This is a genomic window from Roseomonas fluvialis, from assembly GCF_022846615.1.
Lineage (GTDB): Bacteria > Pseudomonadota > Alphaproteobacteria > Acetobacterales > Acetobacteraceae > Neoroseomonas > Neoroseomonas fluvialis.
Map to the genome: position 1 here is coordinate 3,662,747 of NZ_AP025637.1, position 21,340 is coordinate 3,684,086.

Here is a 21,340-nt window from a genome sequence, read left to right on the forward strand (position 1 = left end):
GCCAGCCGAAACTCCGGGAAGATTTCATGCTCCGACGCATCGCCTGCACGGCCGCCCTGGTCCTGGCCGCCGCGCCCGCCTCCGCGCAGGGCTGGATCAACGACCGGTTCAACAACGCCATCGTCAACGTGGATTCGATCACGCAGCGCTTCCGCGAGCAGATCACGCAGGAGGTCGGGCGCATCGGCCGCCGCCCGGCGCCGCAGCCGCTGCCGACCGCCGCCGAACTGCGCGCGGTGCGCGAGACCAACCGCTGGTGGGCCGCGCAATCCACCCAGGCGATCGGCGAACCGGGCACGCCGATCCGCATGAGCCTCGCCTTCGTCTACGACAGCGCGCTCATCAACTCGGCGCAGATCCGCGTCTTCGGCGACCTGCCGGCGATCCGCGAGACGCTGCCGCGCGAGGTCGAGGGCCGCTACACGCCCCGCATCTACGGCGAGGGCCGCGCCGAGGAAATCAACGACCCGACGCGCAGCCCCGCCAATACGCGCGGCAATGCGCGTCTGGTGCAGCGCGAACAGGCGGTCGAATTCGGCATCCGCCAGCGTACCATCACCGGCGGCGAATACACGATCGGCCAGCGCTTCTGGAACATCTCCTCGAATTCCACCGACTACCAGCCAGGCCAGCAGACCCGTGCGCGCACCTTCATCTCCGTCGTGCAGCCGCTGCTGCGTGATTCCGGCGCCGCCTATACGCGGTCCCTGCACGAGGTCGCGCGCCTGGATGCCACCGTGGCGCAGGCGGAATTCCGGCGGCAGACCGAAAGCCACCTGCTCGACGTCGCGCGCGCCTACTGGACGCTGCACCTGGCGCGCGCAGCGAACCTGCAGAAGGAGCGCGCCGCGACCAATGTGCGCGGCCTGGTCGGGCAGCTCGAAGGGCGCTCGCAGCTCGATGCCGATCCGCTGCTGATCAGCCGCGCGCAATCCGCCCTGCTGATCCGCGAGGCCGAACTGCTGCGCGCGCGCGCCTCCATCCGCAATGCAGAGGCCCGCGTGCGTGGCCTGGTCAACGACCCGCGCTTCGAACAGGCCGGTGCCGGCGAGCTCATCCCGGTCGACCTGCCGCTGATCGCGCATGAACCGCTGCCGCTGCAGACCGTGCTGGAGCGCGCCGTCGCCTTCCGGCCGGAGGTGCAGCAGCTGTTCCTGCAGCACCGCGCCGCCGTGCTGCGCGAAGGCCAGGGCCAGATCGAGGCGCTGCCCCGGCTCGATGTGATCCTCGAAGGCAATTACGGCGGGGCCGCGCCCAACACCTGGGAAGGTGGCGAAGCCTGGCGCGACACCCGGCGCAACACCAACAACCCCGGCGGGCTGTTCGGCCTGCGGCTCGAGATCCCGCTCGGTTCGGATGCGCTGCGCGCCCAGGCCGACCGCCGGCGGCTGGAAACGCGCCAGGTCGAAAGCCAGGGCCGCGCCACCCTCGCGACCATCATCGCCGAGGCCGAGATCACGCTGAACGAATACAACGTGGCCTATCGCGAACTCGCCGCCCGCGCCGCGGTGCTGCGCGCCACCGCGCGGGACTACGGCATCGAGGACGAGCGCTGGCGCCAGGGCGTTGCCGGTGGCCGCGGCGAGGGTGCGGCGAACGCTCTGGAACGTCTGCTCTCCGCCCAGGACCGCCTGACCGATGCGGAGGAGGCGCTGACCGTCGCGCAGGTCACATTCACCCTCTCCTTCCTCGCCCTGCAGCGCGTGCAGGGCACCTTCACCGCCATGCAGCAGATGGCCATGCAGCGCGTGGACGACGCGGCCCGCGGGCCGAGCTTCGTCTTCCGGCGCGACCCCTCGGCAGTAAGCCGCCCCACCACCACCACCATAACGCCCGGACCCGCCCGATGATCCGCACCCTGCTTCTGCCCGTCCTCGCCCTGCTGCCCGTCCTCGCGGGCTGCTCCTTCGAGAACGACACGACCCGTCTCTCCGGCGCCGAGACGCGGTCGATCACCGACAGCCCGCGCATCGTCCCGGCCGGCTTCGTGCGCGAACGCGACGGCACGCGCATGGAACTGGTCACCGCCGACGGCACGGTGATGAACGGGCTGCTGACCCTGCAGACGCAGCCGATCGTGGTGCCGCTGGCCGCGACCGGCGAACCACTGGTCGGCGGCGGCACCGACCTGGCCGGTGAGGTCAGCGGCAACGGCTCCACGATGGCCTGCCGCTTCCGCCTGCTGAACCCCGCGCGCGGCGTCGATGGCGGCGGCAGCGGCCGCTGCGAAGGCGCCGGCCGCCGCGTGGACTTCCTGTTCTGAGCAGCGCCGCCGCGCTGATCCTGGAGGCGACGCCTCGGCTCGCCCCGGGTGTCGCCGTGCGGCGCATCGACAGCGGCCGGGACGCGCTCTGGGTCTTCCGCAATCCGGCGACCGGGCGCTATTTCCGCGCCTCGCCGCGGCTGTACATGCTCGCCGCCGCGCTCGATGGCCGCACGCCGGTCCGCGCCGCGCTCGCCGCCATGCCGCCGGATGACAAGACAACGCCCGAGGCGATGGCCGAAGGCATCGCCGGCATGGTGACGGCCGGGCTGCTGTTGCTCCCGGGCGCGCGCCCGCCGCCGCCCAAGCGGCGCGGCGCGATCGGCATGCTCGCCGCGGTCGCGTTCACGCGCGTGCGGATCGGCGATATCGGCCGTGCCTTGCCATTTCTCGCCCCTCTGCTCGGCTGGCTGTTCACCGGCCTCGGTGCGGCGATCCTCGCCGTGCTGGTCGGCGCGGCGGCGCTGTCCTGGGCCGGGCGCGGCCCCGACCTCGCGGAGCAATTCGCGCGCTACGGCGACCTGCGGCTGCACGATGTCCTTGTCGGCTATCTGATCTTCGCCGCCGCCAAGCTGCTGCACGAGGGCGGCCACGCCGTGGCGCTGCAACGCATGGCGCGGGCGGAAGGGTTGCGGACCGGGCCGATCGCCTGGGGCGTGTCCTTCATGTTCCTGCTGCCGGCGCCGTATGTGGATGCCTCGGCGGCGTGGATGCTGCGCAGCCCCTGGCGGCGGGCCGTGGTGGGGCTGGCGGGGGTCGCCACCGACCTGCTGATCGCGGCGCTCGCGGCGCTGGCCTGGGCGCAGCTCGGCCCGGGTGCGCTGCGCGACCGGCTGTTCGACCTCGTGCTGATCTGCAGCGTGGCCTCGCTGCTGTTCAACCTGAACCCGCTGGTCAAGCTCGATGGCTACTACGTGGTGTCGGACCTGGCGGGGATCCCGAACCTGCTGGCACGTGCCCAGGCGGCGCTGGCGCGGCTGGTCTTCGGGCCGTTCGGCCTCGCGCCCCGGCCGCAGGCCAGCGAGGCACCGCTCGCCCTCTATGCCTTGGCGTCCTGGCTGTATCGCTGGACGGTCTATCTCGGGATCTTCTGGCTGGCGGGCGGGATGCACTGGCTGCTCGCCGGCGGTGTCGCGGGGGTTGTCGCGCTGCTGTTCCTCGGCCTGCCGCTGCTGCGCCTCGGGCGCGCGATCCCCGCCGCCTATGGCCGGGCGCCGGCGCGCGCGGCGATCTTCGCGGCGGTTGTCACGGGCATCGTCGCGGCGGTCTTCGTCGTGCCGCTGCCACAGCATGTGGTGGCCGAAGGCGTGGTGGTGCGCCAGGGCCTCGCCCTGGTCTTCGCGCCAGCGGATGGGCGGATCGCCGCGGTCGCGCCGGCCGGCGACACCACGGGCGCGCCTGTGCTACGCCTCGAGAACCCGGAGACGGAGCGCCTGCTGACGCAGGTGCGCGCCGAGGCCGGCGCGCTCGCTGTCGCCGCGCGCCGCGCCCGCGCCGCCGGGGCGGAACGCGTGGACGCCGCCGCCGAACGCGAACGCGCCGTCGCCCGCCAGGTCGCCGCGCTGGAAGCCGAGCGCGCCTCCTGGGACGTGATGGCCCCCGCCGGTGCGCATTGGGAACCGCTGCGCGCCGAAAGCTTCGGCGGGGCCTGGGTGCGCCGCGACGACTCCCGCCCGCTCGGCGCCGTGTTGGCCGATGGGCCGGCGGTGATCCATGTCGTGCTCGACCAATGGGACGGGCCCGCAGCGCTCGGCGTGCTGGCCGCGCGGCCAGATCCGGCCATCCCGCTGCGGCTGCGCGGCGGCACTGCGGCCACACTCCAGGGCCGCCCGGCCGGCCCCGCAATGGAGGCGCGTGACAGCCTGCCCTCCCCGGCCTTGTCCCTCAGCGCCGGTGGTCAGGTGGCGACGCGGCGCGACACCCGGGGCAACGAAGTGCCCGCCGAACGCGTCTTCGAACTGCGCATCGCCCCGGACCCTGCCGGCGCCGCCGCGCTGCGCCATGGCGCGCGGGTGGAGGCCTGGCTCGACCTCCCGCCGGCACCGCTGGCCGACCAGGTCTGGCGGCGCGCGCGGCAGGTCCTGCAACGGCGTCTGGCTGTATAGTGGGCTGGCCATGACCGTCCGCCGCCGCGCCATCGTCGCGCTAGCCCTGCTGTCCGCCGCGCCGCTGGCCGCCGCGGAGGAGGACCTCGTGCGCGGCCCGACCCGCCCGCAGCGGCTGGCGACGCTCGGGCCGCAAAGCGACGGCGTGGTACGGGAAGTCCTGGTCGCCGAAGGCGCGGCCGTGCGCGAGGGCGATGTCCTGCTGCGCCTCGATGATGCGGTGCAGACCGCGCGCATCGGCCTGGCCCGCGCCGCCGCCGAGGCCGATGCCGACCTCCGCCAGGCGCAGGTGCAGCATCAGGAGGCGCAGGCCGTCCTGGCCCGCACCCAGCAGGCCGCCGGGCGCGGTGCCGCGACCGACTGGGAACTGCGCCAGGCGCGGGCCCGGGTGGACATCTCCGCTGCGCAGTCCGATGCGGCCAGCGAGCGGCGGCGGGTCGAGCAGCGGCGGCTCGAGCTCGAACTCGCCCAGCAGGACCAGCTTGTCATCCGTGCGCCCTTCGACGGGGTGGTGACGCGGCTCGACACCGTGCCGGGTGCGACGCTGACGCGCGCCGACCGGCCGGTCACCGTGGCCGACCTGTCGGTGCTGGAGGCGGTGCTGTACGTGCCCGCGCAGGCCTGGAAGGCGCTGCGGGTCGGCGCTGCCTATCCGCTGCTGCTCTCGGAACCCGTCGGACGCGCCATGGAGGCGCGGCTGCGCCACATGGACCCGGTGATGGATGCTGCATCGGGCCGCTTCCGGGCGGTCTTCACCATCGCCAATGAGGGCATCGCGGTGCCGGCGGGGCTTGAGGCCGCGCTCGACCTCGGCGCCATCCTGCCATGAACGCGCCCGCGCTGCGCACCGCCGATCCGCTGAGCGAGCGCCTCGCACGGCTGCGTGCGCGGCGGCGCGACGCCGGCTGGGCGACCGACATGCTGGAACTCGGCCGCGAACTCACGATGGCCGAGGCCGGCGCGGTCCTGGCCCGCGGCACCGAGGGCTGGAGCGCGATTGCGCCCGAATCCGACCAGGCGGCGCCGGAGGCCTGGGCCGCACTGGCCGACACCGCGGCATCCGGGCGCGGGATCGCTGCTTCGGCGGTCGGGCGTGAGGGGCGCTGGGTCTTCGCCGCCTCCGCCGGGCCGGCCGAAGGCCCGGGCGCTCCACCGCGGCCGGCCGTGCTGGTGCTGGAGGTTTCCTCCGCCCTGCCCATGGACCTGGTTCTCACGCGCGAGCGCATGGCGTTCCTGGGCGCCCTGGCCGAGGCCGGCGCGGTCGAGGCGGCGATGCAGGCGCGCGCGCCACAAGCGCTGGCCGCCATGGCCGCCGAGGCCATGCTGCGCGCGCCCGACCGCGCGGACGGGCTGCACGACGCGGCGGCGCTGCTGCTCACGGCCGGCCTCGCGGGGGCGGAGCGTGTCGCGCTCGTGCTGCCGCGGCGGCGCATCCTGGGCCTGTCCGACCAGCGCCAGGTCGACACGGGCGCCGAGCTGCCGCGGCTGCTGTTCGCGCTGGCCGAGGAGGCGATGGATCGCGGCGCGCCGCATCTCAGCCTGCCCGGCGAGGCCCAGACGCCCTCCGAGCGCGCGCTGGGCGAAGCCTTCGGCCCGCGCACCCTGCTATCGGTGCCGTCGGGCCGGGCGGTGGTGGTCGTCACCTTCCCGCCCGGCGTGACCGTGGCCGAGGATGCCGGTGCGCGGCTGCTGCCGGTGGCGGTGCTGTTCGGCGCGGTGGCGGAAGGCCCCCCGCGACGGCGCGGACCCAATCGCCGGCTGGTGGTTGCCGGCGCGGCGGCGGCGATCATCGCGCTGCTCGCGGTGCTGCCGCGCGCCGCGGTGGTCGAGGCGCCCGTGGTGCTTCGGCCGGAACGGGCGCAGGTGGTCACGGCACCCTTCGATGGTTTGCTTGAAGCCTCGACCGTGCAGCCGGGCGATGCGGTGGTGGCGCGGCAGACGCCGATCGCGCGGCTGGCGACACGGGAGGTTGAGTTGGAACTGGCCGCTGCGCGCGCGCGCGCGGCGAACGACCTGCGCGATGCTTCGGTGGCGCGCGCCGGCGGGCAACCGGCCCAGGAACAGATCTCCCTGCTCGCGGCGCGCCGGGCGGAGGCGCAGGTGGCGCTGCTCGAGCACCGCCTGCAGCTGGCCGATATCCGCGCGCCGGCCGATGGTGTGATCATCGCCGGCGACCTGCGGCGCAGCCTCGGCCAGCCGTTGTCGCGCGGGCAGGTGTTGTTCGAGATCGCGCTGGCCGGCCCGCTGCGCGCCGAGGCGCTGGTCTTGGACGAGGACAGCACCAGGCTGCGCGAGGGCCAGCGGCTGCGCTTCGCCACCGCTGCCGAGCCGGGCCGCACGCGTGACGCGGTCGTCGAGCGCATCCGCCCGATGGCCGAGGTGGTTGAGGGCCGAAACGTCTTCCGCGTGATCGCCCGCATCGAGGATGCGCAGGACGACGACCTGCGCCCGGGGATGGAAGGCTGGGCACGCATCGAGACCGGCCGGACGACCTGGCTGATGGCGCTATTGCGCGACCCCATCCGCTGGGTGCGGCGACGCTTCTGGATCTGACGCCCCGGCGCCGGCGAAGCGCGCGTGAGGAACACATTTACGATTTTCCCGGAGACTGAGGCTCGCTCAGCCCGGGACCCATCCGCATGATCCGCGCTTTCGGCAGTGCCCTGTCCGCCTTGCTGGTCTGCGCCTGTGCCGGCGGGATGCCGGCGGAGGATCCGGCCCGTGCCGCGTCGGCCGCGGCTGCGCTGCACTGGACGGTCGAGACCGCCGACGGGCGCCTGCTGGGTTCAGCCACGGTGATCGCCGCGGGACAGGTCGTGACGAATGCCCATGTGGTGGCCGCCGCGCGCCATGCCTCGATGCGCATCCGCAGCGGCGGGGAGATCCATGCCGTCCGCAGGGTGGGCATCGCGAACTCGGCGGACATCGCGCTGCTCGGTATCGACGGGTTGACGGTTGCGCCACCGACACCCCGTCGCGCCCCGCCCGATGCCACCGATCGCGTGTTCGCGGTCGGCAGCACCGGCGATGGCGTCTGGTCGGTCAGTGGCGAAGTGCTTCCGGCGGCCGCTGCGCGACCCTTCGGTACGGACCTCATCGCGGCGAGGCTTCCGGTTGCACGGGGCTTCTCCGGCGGCCCGGTGGTCGATGCGCAGGGACGGCTGGTCGGCGTGGTGATGGCGGCGGTCGCGGACAATCTCAGCGTGGCGCGACGGCTCTCCGCCACGGGCGCGGCCGGTGGCATGATGCCGTCACTGACCTTGATCGTGCCGGTGGACGAGATCGAACGGGCGCGGTGGTGAGGCACCCTGGTTTCGTCGAGATGTCGCCCTGACCGTTCAATACGGGTGTCTGGCGAACCAGATCGCAGTGGTGGGTCGCCGCCCGGCCATGCTGCAATGGTGGGCGGGCCAATCGGCGCCGCAACCGGCGCGGGCCGTCCGGCCCGCATGATCGAGCATCTTCAACGTTCAAGCGACGTGGGCTGAGGGTGCGAAGCCCCTCTCGGGCAGCGCGCCCTACGCCGCCTTTGCCAGCATGTCGTCCAAGGTCGCGCCGATCGCCGCCACCGCGCGGCGGATGTCGTCGGTGGTGATGGCGCCGATCGCGCCGATGCGCAGCGTGGGCGCGCTTGTGTTGTAGAAGTTGCTGATCAGCACGCCGCGGCGCTTCAGCGCCTCGACGAAGGTCATCAGGTCGAAGCGCGGGTCGGAGGGCTGGTGGACGGTGACGATGACCGGGCCCTGGTGCTGCTTCTCGAGGTACGGGCGCAGTCCGATCGCTGCCAGGCCGTCGTAGAGCGCATCGGCATTGGCGCGGTAGCGGGCGTATCGCGCGGGCTGGCCGCCCTCGGCCTCATACAGGTCGAGCGCAACGTCGAAGGCCGCGATCGCCTGCACCGGCGGGGTGAAGCGGATGGAGCCCCAGCCCGATCGCTTCGCGTTGGCCAGCACATCGGACAGGTCGAGCGACCAGGATTGCGCATGGCCGGCGCAGGCTTCCGCGCGGTCCATCCGCGCCACCGCGAAGCCCATGCCGGGCATGCCTTCCAGGCACTTGCCGGACGTGAAGACCAGCACGTCGCATTCCGGGTGTTCATCGAGCCGGAAGGGCAGCACCCCGAAGGCCGAGACCGCGTCCAGGATCATCCGGCGCCCGAGGCCGCGGACGGCGCGGCCGATGCCGTCGGCGTCGTTGACGATGCCGGAACCGGTCTCGTTGAAGACAAAGGCGACATGGCCGATGGACGTATCGGCCTCGAGGACCGGCACGATGTCTGCCGCAGTCGCGCCGCGCGTGTCGGGCAGGTCGAGCGGCACAACCTCGCGCCCGGCCTCACGCGCCAGGCGCGCCATGCGCGTGGCATAGGCGCCGTTCATCGGGATCAGCACCTTGCCGCCCGGCACGACGAAGGTGCGCAGCGCGGCCTCGGTCACGAAATGGCCGGCGCCCTGCAGCGGCAGTGTGGCGTGCACGCCGGGCGTCCCGCCGGCGACCCCCACGATGCGTTCGCGGATGCGGGCATAGACGGCCTGGAAGTCGCGGTCCCAGGGCGCGATGTCCTGCGCCATGGCGGCGCGGACCTCGGGCCTGGTCTGCACGGGTCCGGGGATGAGAAGGAGCATGGCGGGCCGTTCAAGCAAGGGATCGCGCCTTCTGCCCCGCATCGCCGCGCCGGCGCAAGCCGCTCGGCACCACACGCCAGCCGCGACCCACGCGTTCAGCGCCGCGGATCAGCCGCGGCCCACGGGTTCAGCGCCGCGTATCAGCCGCGGCCCACGGGTTCAGCGCCGCGTATCAGCCGCGGCGACGCGCCCCCGCAGCCAGGCCGCCAGCGCCTCGCGCGCGTCGCCGGGTTCCGCGCGTTCCAGGAACACCGCGAGGTGGCCCGGCCGGCGGTCCGGCACCACGCGATACGCATGGGTCCAGGCGCCATGGCCGCGGTGCAGCACGACATACAGCCATGATGCCTCGACGCGCCCGGTCCGGGTCGGCCAGTCGCACATCGCCACGAACTGCGCCTGATCGGTGGGGGCCAGAAGCAGGGCAAGGTCGGGGGCGGCTGCCACGTCGCGCATCTGTGTCCTCCTCGATACGGGGCGGAGACGACGCAGCGGCGCTTCCCGATTGATTGCCGGAACGGCCGCATCCCCCCTCGCGGAGGCGCCACCTTGCCCGGGAAGGCAGGTTGGCGTTGGGCGCCGGCCCAACTCCTGATGCAGGGCCGCATAGGCCACGCTGCGCGCGGAAACGCAAGCGCTCAGGCGATGGCAGCGCCGCTCGCCTCGCGCAGCAGCTTCTCCCGGATCGCCTGCGCGAAGGCGGCATAGTCGGGCGTGTGAAGCGCGAAGGCCCCAGGCCCGCCGATCACCTCGGCACGGTAGTGGTCGAGCAGGTCGGGTTCCTCGTTCAGCACCGCCAGGGCGTTGATCGTCACGCCGGCCCCCACGCCGATGTCGCGCACCGGCCCGGGCGGACGTCCCTGGTTGTGCCGCCCGTCTCCCGAGACATCGAGCACCAGGCGCGTCGCCTCCGCCGGGCAGGCGGCCAGCAGCGCGAGGCCGGCGGCCATGCCCTCGCCCAGCGCGGTCGCGCCGGCGGCCACCAGGCGCGGCGTGCCATCGATCGCATCCGCCAGCGCCGCCGCGGCACCCGCGCCGTCCACCCGGGTCCAGCCCACGGCCACGTCCCGCGCGCCGATCCCCGACCACAGCAGCATCGCGATCGCGCTCGCCTGCCGCGGCCCGCCGGTCAGCGCTGCCAGAACCGAATCGTCGCGCAGCGCGGCCGCATACCCGCCCAGCATCAACCCGAACTCGTCATGGTCCACCGAGGAAGACGCATCCACGGCCAGGCACAGCGCGAGATCGACCTTCTCCATGCCGTCTTCTCGCATGCGCGGCGCTTCCGCGCACCCGCCGTGCCGTGCACAGTGGCGCGGAACGAACGGGAGACTTCGCATGCATCGCAGGCATCTACTGGGCGGCACCGCGGGCGCGCTGCTCGCCGCCCCCGCGCTGGCGCAGGGCGGCTTCCCCGCACGCAATATCCGCATGGTCGTGCCCTACCCGCCGGGCGGCGCCACCGATGCGATGTCGCGCCTGGCGGCGCAGAAGATCCAGGAGAAGCTCGGCGTCACGGTGGTGGTCGAAAACCGCTCCGGTGCCAACGGCCAGGTGGGGTCCCAGGCTGTTCTGCAGGCGGGGGCGGATGGCTACACCATCCTCGGCTCGGCCTCGATCCACGTCATGGCGCGCTCCGTGATGCGCAATGTGCCCTACGACCCGGTCGCGGATTTCGTGCCGCTGGCCCGCACCGCGCGCGGCCCGCTGGTGCTGGTGATGAGCCCGCAGCGCCCGCAGCGCGCCATTCCCGAGGTGGTCGCCGCCGCCAAGGCCGAACCCGCCCGCTGGACCTTCGCGACCTCCTCGCTCGGCTCCGCCGGCCATCTCGGGACCATCGAGTTCAACCGCGTGACGGGATCGAACATCGAGATCGTGGGCTATCGCGGCACCGCGCCGGCGCTGACCGACGTCGCGGCCGGCAACGCGCAACTGATGTTCGACCCGGTGCTGGCCACACTGCCCATGGTGCGCGGCGGGCAGTTGCGCGGCCTGGGCATCGCGACCGCCACGCGCACGCCGCTGGCACCCGACCTGCCGACCATGGCCGAGGCCGGCCTGCCCGGCTTCGAATTCTATTCCTGGTACGGCGTCTGGGCGCCGCGCGGCGTGCCCGCCGAGATTGTCGCGCGCTACAACGCCGCGCTGGTCGAAGGCCTGCGCGAACCCGCCGTGGTCGAACGGTTGACCGGCCTTGGCTTCGAACCGGTGGCCGAGAGCGTGGCCGAGGTCGAGCGCTTCATCCAGGGCGATGTCGCGCGCAACGTCGAACTGCTGCGCATCGCGAACTTCCAGCCGGAATGAGCCTTACGGTCAGCCCCGCCGCGCTAGCGGCGGACCTGGGCACGCCCGGCCTGGTGGTGCTGGACGGCAGTGTCTTCCAGCGCCCCTCGCCCGACCTCACCACCATGCTGCAGGAAAGCGCGCGGGCGTCCTTCGAGAAGCACCGCATTCCGGGCTCGGTGCATCTCGATGCGCTGGACTGGCTGTGGGATCGCGCGCGGCCCTTCCGCTTCGCACTGCCCTCGCCCGAGGCCACGGCGGCCGCCTTCGCCGCGCATGGCGTGGGCGCGGACAGCCGCGTGGTGATCTACGACCGCGTCGGCGGCAACTGGGCCGCGCGCACCTTCTGGACGCTGCACTGGATCGGCTTCGACGATGCGCGGCTGCTTGAAGGCGGTTTCGCGGCCTGGCGCGCCGCCGGCCTGCCGGTCGAGACCGGTCCCGCTGTACCGCCCATGCCCGCCGCGCGCCCTTTCGTGCCCAGGCCCCGCGCGCGCGCCATCGCCGACCGCGCCGAGGTGCTCGCCGCGATCGCCGACCCCGCCGTTGCGGTCGTGAACGCCCTGTCGCCGGAACAGCACGCCGGCACGGGCGGCCTGACCTACCATCGGCCCGGCCGGATCGCGGGAAGTTGCAATCTGCCCGCCGGGCGGCTCGGCGATGCGACCCTGACGACCGCCGATGTGGCCGCGCTGGCGGCCGAGGCCGGCATCGCGCCAGGCCAGCGCGTGGTGGCCTATTGCGGCGGCGGCATCGCGGCCTCGAACCTGGTGTTCAACCTGATGCGCGCAGGCTGGACCGACCTCGCGGTCTATGACGGCAGCCTCGACGAATGGGGTCGCGACCCGTCCCTGCCGATGCAGACCGGCGCGGGGTGATTGCGCTGCGTCAAGGAACCGCGCCGCCCGTACGCGCTATGTGTCGGTTCAATGACGGAGGAACGGCGCCATGCCCCACCGCACCCTGGGCGAGATCGTGCGCGACCAGAAGCCACTGGTCCTCGGCCCCGAGGCGACCGTCGCCGAGGCCTGCGCCGCGATGCATGCGCGCCGCGTCGGCGCCGTGCTGGTGGCGCGCGACGACCGCCGGCTGGTCGGCATCTTCACCGGGCGTGACGCGGTGCGGCTGCTGGCAGAGGGTCTCGACGCCAAGGCCACGTCGCTCGATGCGGTGATGACGCGCGACCCCACCACGCTGGCGCCCGGCGCCGGCGCGGTGGATGCGCTGCGCCTGCTGCATGATGGCGGCTTCCGCCACCTGCCCATCGTGGCCGAGGGGCGCATCGCCGGCATCGTCTCCCGCTACGATTTCCGCGCGCGCGAACACGCCCGCATCGACGACGAGACCGGCTTCATGGAGGCGCTGCGCTGACGGCCTGTCGGACACGTCCGGCACCGGCGCGCCGCGGTGCCGCCGCGCTCAGCAGCGCATCGACGGCAAAGGCCATCAGCCCGGTCAGCACCGCCCCCTGCACGACCCAGGCGGGGTTGCCGTTCACCAACCCTGCGATGATCGGCGTGCCGAGGCACGATGCGCCCGCCACCGCCCCCACCGCCGCGGTGGCCACCGCCAGCACCGCGGCCGCGCGCAGCCCGTCCAGGATCGGCCCCGCCGCCAGCGGCAATTCCACCCGCAGGAGCACTTGGCGCGGCGTGAGGCCGATGCCGCGCGCCGCGTCGATTGCCTCGGGCGGCACGGTCGCGAGCCCGCCCATCGCCGCGCGCAGCACCGGCAGCGTCGCGTAGCAGACCAGCGCGATCAGCGCCGGGGTCGCGCCGAAGCCCACGGCCGGCACGGCGATCGCGATCACGGCCACCGGCGGCACTGCCTGTGCGAAGCCGGCCAGCGCATCGGCCAGCACGCGCACCTCCCGAGCACCGGGGCGCGTCGCGGCGACGCCGAGGCCGATGCCGATCACCGCCGCCGGCAGCAGCGAGCCGACGACCAGCCCGGCATGCAGCAGCGCGAGCGTGGCGAAGCCCTCGCGGCGATAGACAGGGTCGGCAACTTCGGGGAACAGCGCGTGGAAGGCCGGGCCCAGCGCCGGCAGCGCGGCGACGGCGGCGACCAGAAGCGCGGTCGGCAACAGCGCGCGCCAGGTCATGCGCGCAGCAGGTCGCGCAGCGCCAGCACCCCGGCCGGCGCGCCCGCCGCGTCGTGCAGCAGGACCGCCTCGGCGCGCGCCGCCAGCATGGCCTCGAGCGCCACGCGACAGGTCGCCGTGGCAGGCAGCACGGGCAGGCCGGCCGGCGCGGCGCCGCCGGGCACCGCCAGCGCGGCAGCCGGCATCAGCCCCAGCCGCCGCAGTCCTATCGCCCCGCCATCGAGCAGCCCGCGCACGCGCGGGTCGGCCGGGGTGTCCAGCAGGTCGCGCGGCGCACCCTCCTGCAGCAGCCTGCCATCGGCCATCACCGCGAGGCGCGTGGCGAGTGCCAGGGCTTCCTCCACGTCGTGCGTGACCAGCAGGATGGTCTTGCCGGTGGCGGCGTGCAGCCGCGCCATCTCGGCCTGCAGCGCGCCGCGCGTGAGCGCATCCAGCGCACCGAAGGGCTCGTCCATCAGCAGGATTTCGGGATCCGCCGCGAGTGCGCGCGCGACACCGACGCGCTGCGCCTGGCCGCCCGAAAGCTCCGCCGGCATCCGTCCCCGATACCGCGCGGGATCGAGTTGCAGCAGCGCCAGCAATTCATCGACACGCGCGGCGATGCGCCGTTCGTCCCAGCCCAGCAGCCGTGGCACCGCGGCGATGTTGCGTGCGACGCTCCAGTGCGGGAACAGACCGATGCCCTGGATGACATAGCCGATGCGCCGCCGCAGCGCGGGCGCGTCCTGCCCCGCCACGTCCTGCCCGCGCAGCAGCACGCGCCCGGCATCCGGCTCCACCAGGCGGTTGACCATGCGCAGCGCGGTCGACTTGCCCGCGCCGGAGCCGCCCAGCAGCACCGCGAAGGCACCCTCGGGCACCACCAGGTCGAGCCCGTCGAGCGCGCGCGCATCGCCGAAGGATTTCCGCACGCCCTCGAAGCGGATCATGGCACGAGGCCTTCCTCGGCGGCGCGCAGCGCGGCATCGACCAGCAGAGCGAGCGCCGCCACCGGCAGCGCACCCAGCAGGATCAGGTCCGGTGCGAATTGCCCGAGGCCCTGGAACATCAGCACCCCGAAGCCACCGGCACCGACCAGCGCGCCCAGCGTGACCAGCCCCACCGCCTGCACCGCCGCCGTGCGCACGCCCCCCAACAGCACCGGCGCGCCGAGCGGCAGGCGCACGCGCAAGACCAGCGCGGCGGGCGCGAAACCGATGCCCCGCGCCGCATCCACCGCCGCCGCTGGCGCCGCCGCCAGCCCCGCGCGCATCGCCGCCGCGATCGGCAGCAGCAGGTACAGGAACACCCCCAGCACCGCCGGCGCGCCGCCGATGCCGCGGAGCCCGCCCTCGCGCAGCAGCGGCACCGCGCGCCCCAGCGCCGCGAGCGGTTCGATCAGCAGCGCGAACAGTGCCATGGCCGGGATCACCTGCAGCGCACCGAGCACGCCGAGTACCGCGGGTGCCGCGCGCGGCCGCGCGAAGGCCAGCGCACCGAGCGCCGCGCCGACCACGAGCGCGGGCACCAACGCCGCGGCCACCAGGCGCAGATGCGCGGCCAGCGCGGCGGCGATCTCCTCGCCGCGCGCCCGCGCCTCGCGCACGAGTGCAAGGTCATCCAGCAGCCCGGCTGCCAGCACCGCGCCGATCGCGGCGACGAAGCCCACCACCGCCGCCGCACGCACCGCGGCGCCGGCCTGCGCGCGGCCAAGGGCCAGCCGCGCCGCCAGCAGCAGGGCGCCGATCGCCACCCACGACCCCGCCGCCGGGCCGAGCCGAGCAGCCTGCGACGACCCTGCAAGCTGCTCCGCGAAATCGCCCAACCCCGCGAGGAGCCCGCACAGCGCGAGGCCGCAGGCCAGGCACGCCGCACGCCCGGGCAGCAAAAGCGCCGCCAGCGCCAACGCAGCCGCGGGGGCGAGCACGCCCCAGGCCGGAACCTCAGCGATGCCCACCAGCCGCGGCGGCACGATGCGGTTGGGCGACAGCACAGCGAAGCCAAGCAGTACGGGCGCCAGGACGGCGAGCAGCAGCAGCGCGGCCTCGATCGGGCCGGCGCGCAGCCGCAGCATCGCGGCGGGCGCCCGGCCGTCGGTCAGCCTCAGCGGAGCAGCCCCGCCTGGCGCAGATGCGCCTGCGCGACGGCGCGCGCCGGCTGTCCCTCGACTGCGATGCGCGCATTCAGCCGCTGCAGCGTGACCAGGTCCAGGCCAGCGAAGGCCGGGGCCAGCACTGTGGCGATCCGCGGTTCCGCCCGCAGCACTGCGCCGCGCACCACCGGCGCGGGCGCATAGACGGGCTGCACGCCCTTGCTGTCCTCGAGCACGGTCAGGTCGAGTGCCGCGATGCCGCCATCGGTGCCATAGACCATCGCGGCGTTCACGCCGTTCAACTGCTGCGCCGCCGCGCGCATGGTCACCGCGGTATCGCCGCCCGGCAGCACCAGCAGCCGGTCGGGCGGCAGGGTGAAGCCATAGGCGCGCTGGAAGGCGGGCAGCGCAGCGGGGCTCTCCACGAACTCGGCCGAACCGGCCAGCTTGAAAGGCCGCCCCGCGGCGATGTGCGGCGCGAGGTCATCGAGCCGGCGCAGGGTGTGTTGGCGCGCCACATCCGCGCGCACCGCGATGGCCCAGGTGTTGTTGGCGGGGGCCGCCGGCAGCCAGGCGATGTCGTTGCGCTGTGCATCGAGCTCGCGGACCTTCTCGTAGCCCGCGCGCGCATCGCGCCACGCGGGATCAGCCTCGATCTGGAAGAAGAAGGCGCCATTGCCAGTGTATTCGGGATAGATGTCGATCTCGCCGGCCAGGAGTGCCGCGCGCACGATGCGCGTCGGGCCGAGCGGGACGCGGTTCTCGACCCGCAGCCCCGCGCCTTCCAGCAGCAGCGCGATCATCTGGCCGAGCAGCCCGCCCTCGGTGTCGATCTTGCTCGCGACCACGATGGGCCGTGCCTGCGCGACCGCGGGCGCGATGGCCGCGGTACCGGCCGCAGCGAGCAGCGCGCGCCGGCCACATGTCACGGAGGTTGCTCGCATCGTGATGCTCCTTCGCGTTGGTCGCCGGCAGACTGCCACGCGCCACGCTAGTGGCGAAACCCCGGACGCGTCGCGCGGTTGCAGCAGCAGGTCCCACCTTCGCGGATCGCGCCGTCGCCGTCGTCGCGCGGCCGCGCCGCCGCTCCGGCGCTTGCGGCCGCACGATCCGACGCTATCGCTGCCCGGGCCGGAAGGTGGTCTCGAGGCGCTGGCTGTAGCGGCTCATGGCGAAGCACAGCACGAAGTACACGCCGGCGGCGAAGACATAGGCCTCGGTCGGGAAGCCGAGCCAGTTCGGGTCGCCAAGCGCGGCACGGAGCGTGGTGAAGAAGTCAAAGACGCCGATCACCACCACCAGCGTGGTGTCCTTGAACAGCCCGATGAAGGTGTTGACCTGCGAGGGAATGGTGATGGCGAGCGCCTGCGGCAGGATCACGAGGCGCATCTTCTTGCCGTAGGACAGGCCGAGCGCATCCGCAGCCTCATACTGTCCGCGCGGCATGGCCTGCAGGCCGCCGCGCACCACCTCGGCCATGTAGGCGGCGGTGAACAGCGTATAGGCCACCAGCACGCGCGCGAGCCGGTCGAGCGTGACACCTTCGGGCAGGAACAGCGGCAGCATGATCGCCGCCATGAACAGCAGGCTGATCAGCGGCACGCCGCGCACGCATTCGATGATGGCGGTGGAGAACCAGCGCACCAGCGTGAGGTCCGACCGCCGCCCGAGTGCGAGCAGGATCGCGAGCGGATAGCCCAGCGCCAGCCCATACACAGCGATGATGCCGGTGATGGTGAGCCCGCCCCATTGCCGCGTCGCGACCGGCGTGAGGCCCAGCACGCCGCCTGCCATCAGCAGCAGCATCGCCGGCGCGGCGACCGCCCAGGCCAGCATCAGCCAGCGGTTCCAGAAGCGCCGCTGGCACGATGCCAGCACCATCGCCACCAGGATCACGATCATCGTCGCCGGCCGCCAGCGTTCCTCGTAGGGATACAAGCCGAAGATCGAGAACCAGAATTTTTCCCGCACGAAGGCCCAGCAGGCGCCGCCGGCCTCGCGGCATTGGGCGGCGGTGCCCGACCAGGTCGCGTCCAGCACGGCCCAACGCAGCAGCGGCGGCACCAGCCACACCAGTAGCGCGACGCAAGCCAGCGTGATGGCGATGTTGAGCGGCCCGGTCACGCAGGCGCGCGCGAAGATCGCGGCGCGCGTGAAGAAGCCCGGCGCGGGTGGCGCGAGGGTAGCGCTCATGGCTCAGCGCTCCTTCAGCGCGACCGCGCTGTTGTAGAAATTCATCAGCAGCGAGGTGATCAGGCTGAGCGCGAGGTACACCGCCATGAAGATCGCGATCACCTCGATCGCCTGCCCGGTCTGGTTGATCGAGGTGTTCGAGATCGAGACCAGGTCCGGATAGCCGATAACCACAGCGAGAGAGGAATTCTTCGTCAGGTTCAGGAACTGGCTGGTCATTGGCGGGATGATCACGCGCATCGCCTGCGGCAGGATCACGAGGCGCATCTTCTGCCCGGGCGTGAGCCCCAGCGCCTGCGCCGCTTCCGGCTGCCCCTTGTGCACCGACTGGATGCCCGAGCGCACGATCTCGGCCACGAAGGCCGAGGTGTAGACCACCAGGCCCACAAGCAGCGCGAAGAATTCCGGGCTGAGCGCCAGCCCGCCCTCGAAGTTGAAGCCCGCGAGTTCGGGCCATTCGACCCGCGGCGCGCCCATCGCGAGCATCGACAGCGCCGGCAGGCCGAGCAGCATGGCAAGGCCGGGCAGGATGGTCGGGCGGCGTTCGCCGGTCGCGGCCTGGCGCGCGCGTTCGCGCCGCAGCAGCAGCCACCAGCCGATCGCCCCTGCGGCCAGCGCGCCGAGCATCCAGTAAAGCGCCGGTTCCGCCACCAGCGCGGGAATCTTCACGCCACGCTGCGACAGGAACACCCCCGGCAGCGGATTCAGCGCCTGCCGCACGGAGGGTAGCTGCAGCAGCAGCGCGTGCCAGAACACCAGCTGCAGCACCAGCGGCGTGTTGCGGATAACCTCGATGTAACCGCCGGTCAGCGCACGCAGCAGCGGGTTCGACGAAAGCCGCGCAAGGCCCAGCGCCACACCCAGCACCGTGCACAGCAGGATGCCGACGATCGCAACGCGCAGCGTGTTGAGCAGCCCGACGGTCAGCGCCCGCGCATAGGTGTCGGCCGGCGTGTAGGGGATCATGTGCTCGCCGATCGGGATGCCGGCCGAGCGTTCGAGGAAGCCGAAGCCGAAGGACAGGCCGCGCGCGGCCATGTTCCGTTCCGCATTGCCGACCAGCCACCAGCCGAGGCCCAGGACCACGACCAGCAGCACGGCCTGCCAAAGGATGCCGCGCAGCGAGGCGCCGCGCGGCAGGATGTTCAGGGCGGATCGTCCCGCCCGTCCGGCGCCGATGGCCGGCGCGGTGGGTTCCACGCCGGCCACGGCGCGGGGCTCAGCGCGCCGGCGGCGCGTAGAGCAGGCCGCCGCGCGTCCAGATGTTGTTCTGGCCGCGCTCGAGGCCGAGCGGCGTATTGGTGCCGAGGTGACGCTCGAAGATCTCGCCGTAGTTGCCGAAGGTGCGGATGATCTGGCGCGCATAGTCGGCGCGCGCGGCACCGAGCGACTCACCCATGTTGCCCTCGACGCCCAGCAGGCGGCGGATCACCGGGTTGGTCGAGGAGCCCGCCATCTGCTCCACGTTCGCGCTTGTGATGCCGAGCTCCTCGGCGTCGATCAGCGCGAAGGTCGTCCAGGCGACGATGTTGGTCAGTTCCTCGTCGCCCTGGCGGATGGTGACGGCCAGCGGTTCCTTCGACAGGCGCTCGGGCAGGATGACGTGGTCGGCCGGGCGCGTCAGCAGCGTGCGCTGCGCGGCGAGCGCGGCGAAGTCGTTGGTGAAGACGTCGCAGCGGCCGCTGTCGTAGGCGCGGCGGATCTCATCGAGATCCGCGATCACCACCGGCGTGAAGCGCAGGTTGTTGGCGCGGAAGAAGTCCGCGATGTTCAGCTCGGTGGTGGTGCCGGGCTGTACGCACACGGTCGCACCGTTGAGCTGCCGTGCGCTGGTCACATTGAGACGGCGCGGTACCATCAGCGCCTGGCCGTCATAGAAGGTGATGGCAGGCTGATTGAAGCGGTTGACGTTCGTGTCGCGCGTGAGCGTCCAGGTCGTGTTGTTGGACAACACGTCCACCTCGCCCGAGGACAGCGCCGGGAAACGGCTCTGCGTCGTGACGGGCACGAATTCCACCTTCGTCGGATCACCGAAGATGGTGATGGCGATGGCGCGGCAGACCTCGACGTTGAAGCCGGTCCAGCGGCCCTGGCTGTCGGGCACGCCGAAGCCTGGGTTGGACGGCCCCTGGACGCCGCAGCGCAGCGTGCCGCGCTGCTTGATCTGATCGAGGTCGCGGCCCGCTTCGGCGGCGATCGGCGCGAACGCGAACATGGCCGCCGCGGCTGCGGCGATGCCTTTCCACATCATGATACCCTCATCTCCCCATGCCGTGCGGAATTGCCCGTCGCGGCCGGCGGGGAATTGCTGCGCGTCACAATCCATTACAAGGGGGTAATGCGCGCATTTTTGTGAGGCACCGCGGCGCCTGCCCGGAAGTTGGGCGAAACCGCCCGCCTGCCGCCTTGCCGATAGGCGCAGCCCCCTCCCTGGCCGTGCGCCGCCGCCCGCCCTAGTGTCGCTCCCCAAGGAGGACACCATGCCGGACAGCCACATCGACCCCCGCGACGCGACGACCGCCACGCTGCCGCTCGCTGGCATTGTGGTGCTCGACCTGACCCTGGCGCGGGCGGGCCCGACCTGCGTGCGCCACCTGGCCGACTGGGGGGCCGAGGTCATCCGCATCGAACCGCCCGCCTTCAACGACGGGCTGGGCGGCGCGCGGGAGGGCTACGACTTCCAGAACCTGCATCGCAACAAGCGGTCCATCGCGCTCGACCTCAAGACCGAGGACGGCAAGGCCGCCTTCTTCAAGCTCGCAGCCAAGGCCGATGTGCTGGTCGAGAACATGCGCGTGCGGGTGAAGCACCGCCTGGGCATCGCGCCCGAGCAGGTGCACGCCGTGAACCCGCGGCTGATCTACGCGTCGATCTCTGGCTTCGGCCAGACCGGCCCGTATTCCGAGCGCGCCGGCGTCGACCAGATCGCCCAGGGCATGGGCGGCATGATGACCATCACCGGCGAACCCGGCCGCGGGCCGATGCGCGCGGGCATTCCTTTCGTCGACCTGACCGCCGGCAACCTGCTTGCCCTCGCGGTGATGGTGGCGTTGTGGGAACGGCAGAAGACCGGCAAGGGGCGCTGGGTGCACACATCCCTGCTCGAAGCCATGGTCTTCATGCTCGACCTGCAGGCGGCGCGCTACCTGATGGACGGCGAAATACCGGGGCAGGCCGGCAACGACCACCCGGTCAACATCCCGATGGGCGCCTTCGACACCGCCGACAAGCCGGTCAACATCGCGGCGTCGTCGCCGAAGATGTGGGCGCAGTTCGCCGAGGCGGTCGGCCACCCCGAATGGCTCGAGGTCGAGGAATGGAAGACCGCCAAGGGCCGCAGCGCCGACCGCAAGCGCCTGAACGCCGCGATCACCGAGGTGTTCAAGCAGAAGCCGTCCGACCACTGGATCGACCTGCTGGAGCGCATCGGCATTCCCTGCGGGCCGATCAACAAGGTGGACCAGGTCTTCGCCGACCCGCAGGTGCAGCACCTGCGCATGGCGATGCCGATGAAGCACCCCGATCGCGGCGACACGCACCTCGTTTCCTCCGCCATCAACATCGAGGGCATCGAGAGCGAGGTCCGCCGCATCCCGCCGCGCCTCGGAGAACACTCCGCCGAGATCCTCAAGAGCGTCGGCTACACGGATGACGACGTCGCGCGCCTGCGCGGCCTCGGCGTCATCAACGCGGAGTGAG

General features: G+C 72.7%; 20 protein-coding genes and 1 riboswitch. Of the genes, 10 read left to right on the plus strand and 10 right to left on the minus strand.

Going from position 1 to position 21,340, the window contains the following annotated elements; all coding sequences use genetic code 11:
- Positions 1-26 precede the first annotated feature (26 nt).
- From MWM08_RS17640 to MWM08_RS17665, 6 genes are all read left to right on the plus strand, one after another.
- Positions 27-1,850, plus strand: a complete 1,824-nt coding sequence (locus MWM08_RS17640; RefSeq protein WP_244407811.1) for a TolC family protein — start codon at positions 27-29, stop codon at positions 1,848-1,850.
- Positions 1,847-2,263, plus strand: coding sequence for a hypothetical protein (locus MWM08_RS17645; protein WP_244407812.1), 417 nt, complete (start codon positions 1,847-1,849; stop codon positions 2,261-2,263). Before MWM08_RS17640 ends, MWM08_RS17645 begins: the two co-directional genes overlap by 4 nt.
- Before the next feature lie 56 nt (positions 2,264-2,319).
- Positions 2,320-4,368: a hypothetical protein gene (locus MWM08_RS17650; RefSeq protein ID WP_244407813.1), complete on the plus strand. Its 2,049-nt coding sequence runs from the start codon at positions 2,320-2,322 to the stop codon at positions 4,366-4,368.
- Between the two features lie 10 nt (positions 4,369-4,378).
- Positions 4,379-5,197: an efflux RND transporter periplasmic adaptor subunit gene (locus MWM08_RS17655; protein ID WP_244407814.1), complete on the plus strand. Its 819-nt coding sequence runs from the start codon at positions 4,379-4,381 to the stop codon at positions 5,195-5,197.
- Entirely contained in the window at positions 5,194-6,921 is a 1,728-nt protein-coding gene (locus MWM08_RS17660; RefSeq protein WP_244407815.1) for an efflux RND transporter periplasmic adaptor subunit, read from the plus strand. The genes MWM08_RS17655 and MWM08_RS17660 overlap by 4 nt, the downstream gene beginning before the upstream one ends.
- 86 nt (positions 6,922-7,007) lie before the next feature.
- Complete coding sequence (locus MWM08_RS17665; protein WP_244407816.1) at positions 7,008-7,670, plus strand: trypsin-like peptidase domain-containing protein; 663 nt, start codon at positions 7,008-7,010, stop codon at positions 7,668-7,670.
- Between the two features lie 216 nt (positions 7,671-7,886).
- On the opposite strand, the gene MWM08_RS17670 is transcribed toward MWM08_RS17665, so the two are convergent.
- The 3 genes from MWM08_RS17670 to MWM08_RS17680 all read right to left on the minus strand — a co-directional run bounded on the left by MWM08_RS17670 (position 7,887) and on the right by MWM08_RS17680 (position 10,249).
- Positions 7,887-8,993, minus strand: coding sequence for a 2-aminoethylphosphonate--pyruvate transaminase (locus tag MWM08_RS17670; RefSeq protein WP_244407817.1), 1,107 nt, complete (start codon positions 8,991-8,993; stop codon positions 7,887-7,889).
- A gap of 159 nt (positions 8,994-9,152) precedes the next feature.
- On the minus strand, positions 9,153-9,446 hold the full coding sequence (locus MWM08_RS17675) for a hypothetical protein (RefSeq protein ID WP_244407818.1): 294 nt from the start codon (positions 9,444-9,446) through the stop codon (positions 9,153-9,155).
- Positions 9,447-9,485: 39 nt separating this feature from the next.
- A riboswitch (SAM-I-IV-variant riboswitch) is annotated at positions 9,486-9,593 on the minus strand.
- A gap of 35 nt (positions 9,594-9,628) precedes the next feature.
- A complete protein-coding gene (locus MWM08_RS17680) occupies positions 9,629-10,249 on the minus strand; it encodes a DUF1194 domain-containing protein (protein ID WP_244407819.1) in 621 nt (206 codons plus the stop codon).
- A gap of 79 nt (positions 10,250-10,328) precedes the next feature.
- On the opposite strand from MWM08_RS17680, the gene MWM08_RS17685 reads away from it, so the two are divergent.
- The 3 genes from MWM08_RS17685 to MWM08_RS17695 all read left to right on the plus strand — a co-directional run bounded on the left by MWM08_RS17685 (position 10,329) and on the right by MWM08_RS17695 (position 12,644).
- On the plus strand, positions 10,329-11,294 hold the full coding sequence (locus tag MWM08_RS17685; protein WP_244407820.1) for a Bug family tripartite tricarboxylate transporter substrate binding protein: 966 nt from the start codon (positions 10,329-10,331) through the stop codon (positions 11,292-11,294).
- Positions 11,291-12,151, plus strand: a complete 861-nt coding sequence (locus MWM08_RS17690; RefSeq protein ID WP_244407821.1) for a sulfurtransferase — start codon at positions 11,291-11,293, stop codon at positions 12,149-12,151. Before MWM08_RS17685 ends, MWM08_RS17690 begins: the two co-directional genes overlap by 4 nt.
- Before the next feature lie 70 nt (positions 12,152-12,221).
- Positions 12,222-12,644 (plus strand): CBS domain-containing protein, encoded by a 423-nt coding sequence (locus MWM08_RS17695; protein WP_244407822.1) that lies wholly within the window; start codon positions 12,222-12,224, stop codon positions 12,642-12,644.
- Here the strand turns inward: MWM08_RS17695 and MWM08_RS17700 are convergent.
- From MWM08_RS17700 to MWM08_RS17730, 7 genes are all read right to left on the minus strand, one after another.
- Positions 12,625-13,377, minus strand: coding sequence for an ABC transporter permease (locus MWM08_RS17700; protein WP_244407823.1), 753 nt, complete (start codon positions 13,375-13,377; stop codon positions 12,625-12,627). The genes MWM08_RS17695 and MWM08_RS17700 overlap by 20 nt on opposite strands.
- A complete protein-coding gene (locus MWM08_RS17705; RefSeq protein WP_244407824.1) occupies positions 13,374-14,306 on the minus strand; it encodes an ABC transporter ATP-binding protein in 933 nt (310 codons plus the stop codon). Before MWM08_RS17705 ends, MWM08_RS17700 begins: the two co-directional genes overlap by 4 nt.
- Positions 14,303-15,430 (minus strand): ABC transporter permease subunit, encoded by a 1,128-nt coding sequence (locus tag MWM08_RS17710; RefSeq protein WP_244407825.1) that lies wholly within the window; start codon positions 15,428-15,430, stop codon positions 14,303-14,305. Before MWM08_RS17710 ends, MWM08_RS17705 begins: the two co-directional genes overlap by 4 nt.
- 29 nt (positions 15,431-15,459) lie before the next feature.
- Positions 15,460-16,392, minus strand: a complete 933-nt coding sequence (gene osmF / locus MWM08_RS17715) for a glycine betaine ABC transporter substrate-binding protein OsmF (RefSeq protein ID WP_244407826.1) — start codon at positions 16,390-16,392, stop codon at positions 15,460-15,462.
- 172 nt (positions 16,393-16,564) lie between these two features.
- Positions 16,565-17,641, minus strand: coding sequence for an amino acid ABC transporter permease (locus MWM08_RS17720; RefSeq protein ID WP_244407827.1), 1,077 nt, complete (start codon positions 17,639-17,641; stop codon positions 16,565-16,567).
- Between the two features lie 3 nt (positions 17,642-17,644).
- Positions 17,645-18,850, minus strand: coding sequence for an amino acid ABC transporter permease (locus MWM08_RS17725; RefSeq protein ID WP_244407828.1), 1,206 nt, complete (start codon positions 18,848-18,850; stop codon positions 17,645-17,647).
- Between the two features lie 10 nt (positions 18,851-18,860).
- A complete protein-coding gene (locus MWM08_RS17730; RefSeq protein ID WP_341482823.1) occupies positions 18,861-19,892 on the minus strand; it encodes an amino acid ABC transporter substrate-binding protein in 1,032 nt (343 codons plus the stop codon).
- Between the two features lie 229 nt (positions 19,893-20,121).
- On the opposite strand from MWM08_RS17730, the gene MWM08_RS17735 reads away from it, so the two are divergent.
- Positions 20,122-21,339 (plus strand): CaiB/BaiF CoA transferase family protein, encoded by a 1,218-nt coding sequence (locus MWM08_RS17735; protein ID WP_244407829.1) that lies wholly within the window; start codon positions 20,122-20,124, stop codon positions 21,337-21,339.
- The last annotated feature ends 1 nt before the right edge of the window (position 21,340 follow it).

Excerpts from the sequence above, each read along its gene's own strand:
- MWM08_RS17640 (WP_244407811.1), top strand. The coding sequence starts at position 27 with ATGCTCCGACGCATCGCCTGCACGGCCGCCCTGGTCCTGGCCGCCGCG.
- MWM08_RS17645 (WP_244407812.1), top strand. The coding sequence starts at position 1,847 with ATGATCCGCACCCTGCTTCTGCCCGTCCTCGCCCTGCTGCCCGTCCTC.
- MWM08_RS17655 (WP_244407814.1), top strand. The coding sequence starts at position 4,379 with ATGACCGTCCGCCGCCGCGCCATCGTCGCGCTAGCCCTGCTGTCCGCC.
- MWM08_RS17660 (WP_244407815.1), top strand. The coding sequence starts at position 5,194 with ATGAACGCGCCCGCGCTGCGCACCGCCGATCCGCTGAGCGAGCGCCTC.
- MWM08_RS17665 (WP_244407816.1), top strand. The coding sequence starts at position 7,008 with ATGATCCGCGCTTTCGGCAGTGCCCTGTCCGCCTTGCTGGTCTGCGCC.
- MWM08_RS17670 (WP_244407817.1), bottom strand. The coding sequence starts at position 8,993 with ATGCTCCTTCTCATCCCCGGACCCGTGCAGACCAGGCCCGAGGTCCGC.
- MWM08_RS17675 (WP_244407818.1), bottom strand. The coding sequence starts at position 9,446 with ATGCGCGACGTGGCAGCCGCCCCCGACCTTGCCCTGCTTCTGGCCCCC.
- MWM08_RS17680 (WP_244407819.1), bottom strand. The coding sequence starts at position 10,249 with ATGGAGAAGGTCGATCTCGCGCTGTGCCTGGCCGTGGATGCGTCTTCC.
- MWM08_RS17685 (WP_244407820.1), top strand. The coding sequence starts at position 10,329 with ATGCATCGCAGGCATCTACTGGGCGGCACCGCGGGCGCGCTGCTCGCC.
- MWM08_RS17690 (WP_244407821.1), top strand. The coding sequence starts at position 11,291 with ATGAGCCTTACGGTCAGCCCCGCCGCGCTAGCGGCGGACCTGGGCACG.
- MWM08_RS17695 (WP_244407822.1), top strand. The coding sequence starts at position 12,222 with ATGCCCCACCGCACCCTGGGCGAGATCGTGCGCGACCAGAAGCCACTG.
- MWM08_RS17700 (WP_244407823.1), bottom strand. The coding sequence starts at position 13,377 with ATGACCTGGCGCGCGCTGTTGCCGACCGCGCTTCTGGTCGCCGCCGTC.
- MWM08_RS17705 (WP_244407824.1), bottom strand. The coding sequence starts at position 14,306 with ATGATCCGCTTCGAGGGCGTGCGGAAATCCTTCGGCGATGCGCGCGCG.
- MWM08_RS17710 (WP_244407825.1), bottom strand. The coding sequence starts at position 15,430 with ATGCTGCGGCTGCGCGCCGGCCCGATCGAGGCCGCGCTGCTGCTGCTC.
- osmF (WP_244407826.1), bottom strand. The coding sequence starts at position 16,392 with ATGCGAGCAACCTCCGTGACATGTGGCCGGCGCGCGCTGCTCGCTGCG.
- MWM08_RS17720 (WP_244407827.1), bottom strand. The coding sequence starts at position 17,641 with ATGAGCGCTACCCTCGCGCCACCCGCGCCGGGCTTCTTCACGCGCGCC.
- MWM08_RS17730 (WP_341482823.1), bottom strand. The coding sequence starts at position 19,892 with ATGATGTGGAAAGGCATCGCCGCAGCCGCGGCGGCCATGTTCGCGTTC.
- MWM08_RS17735 (WP_244407829.1), top strand. The coding sequence starts at position 20,122 with ATGCCGGACAGCCACATCGACCCCCGCGACGCGACGACCGCCACGCTG.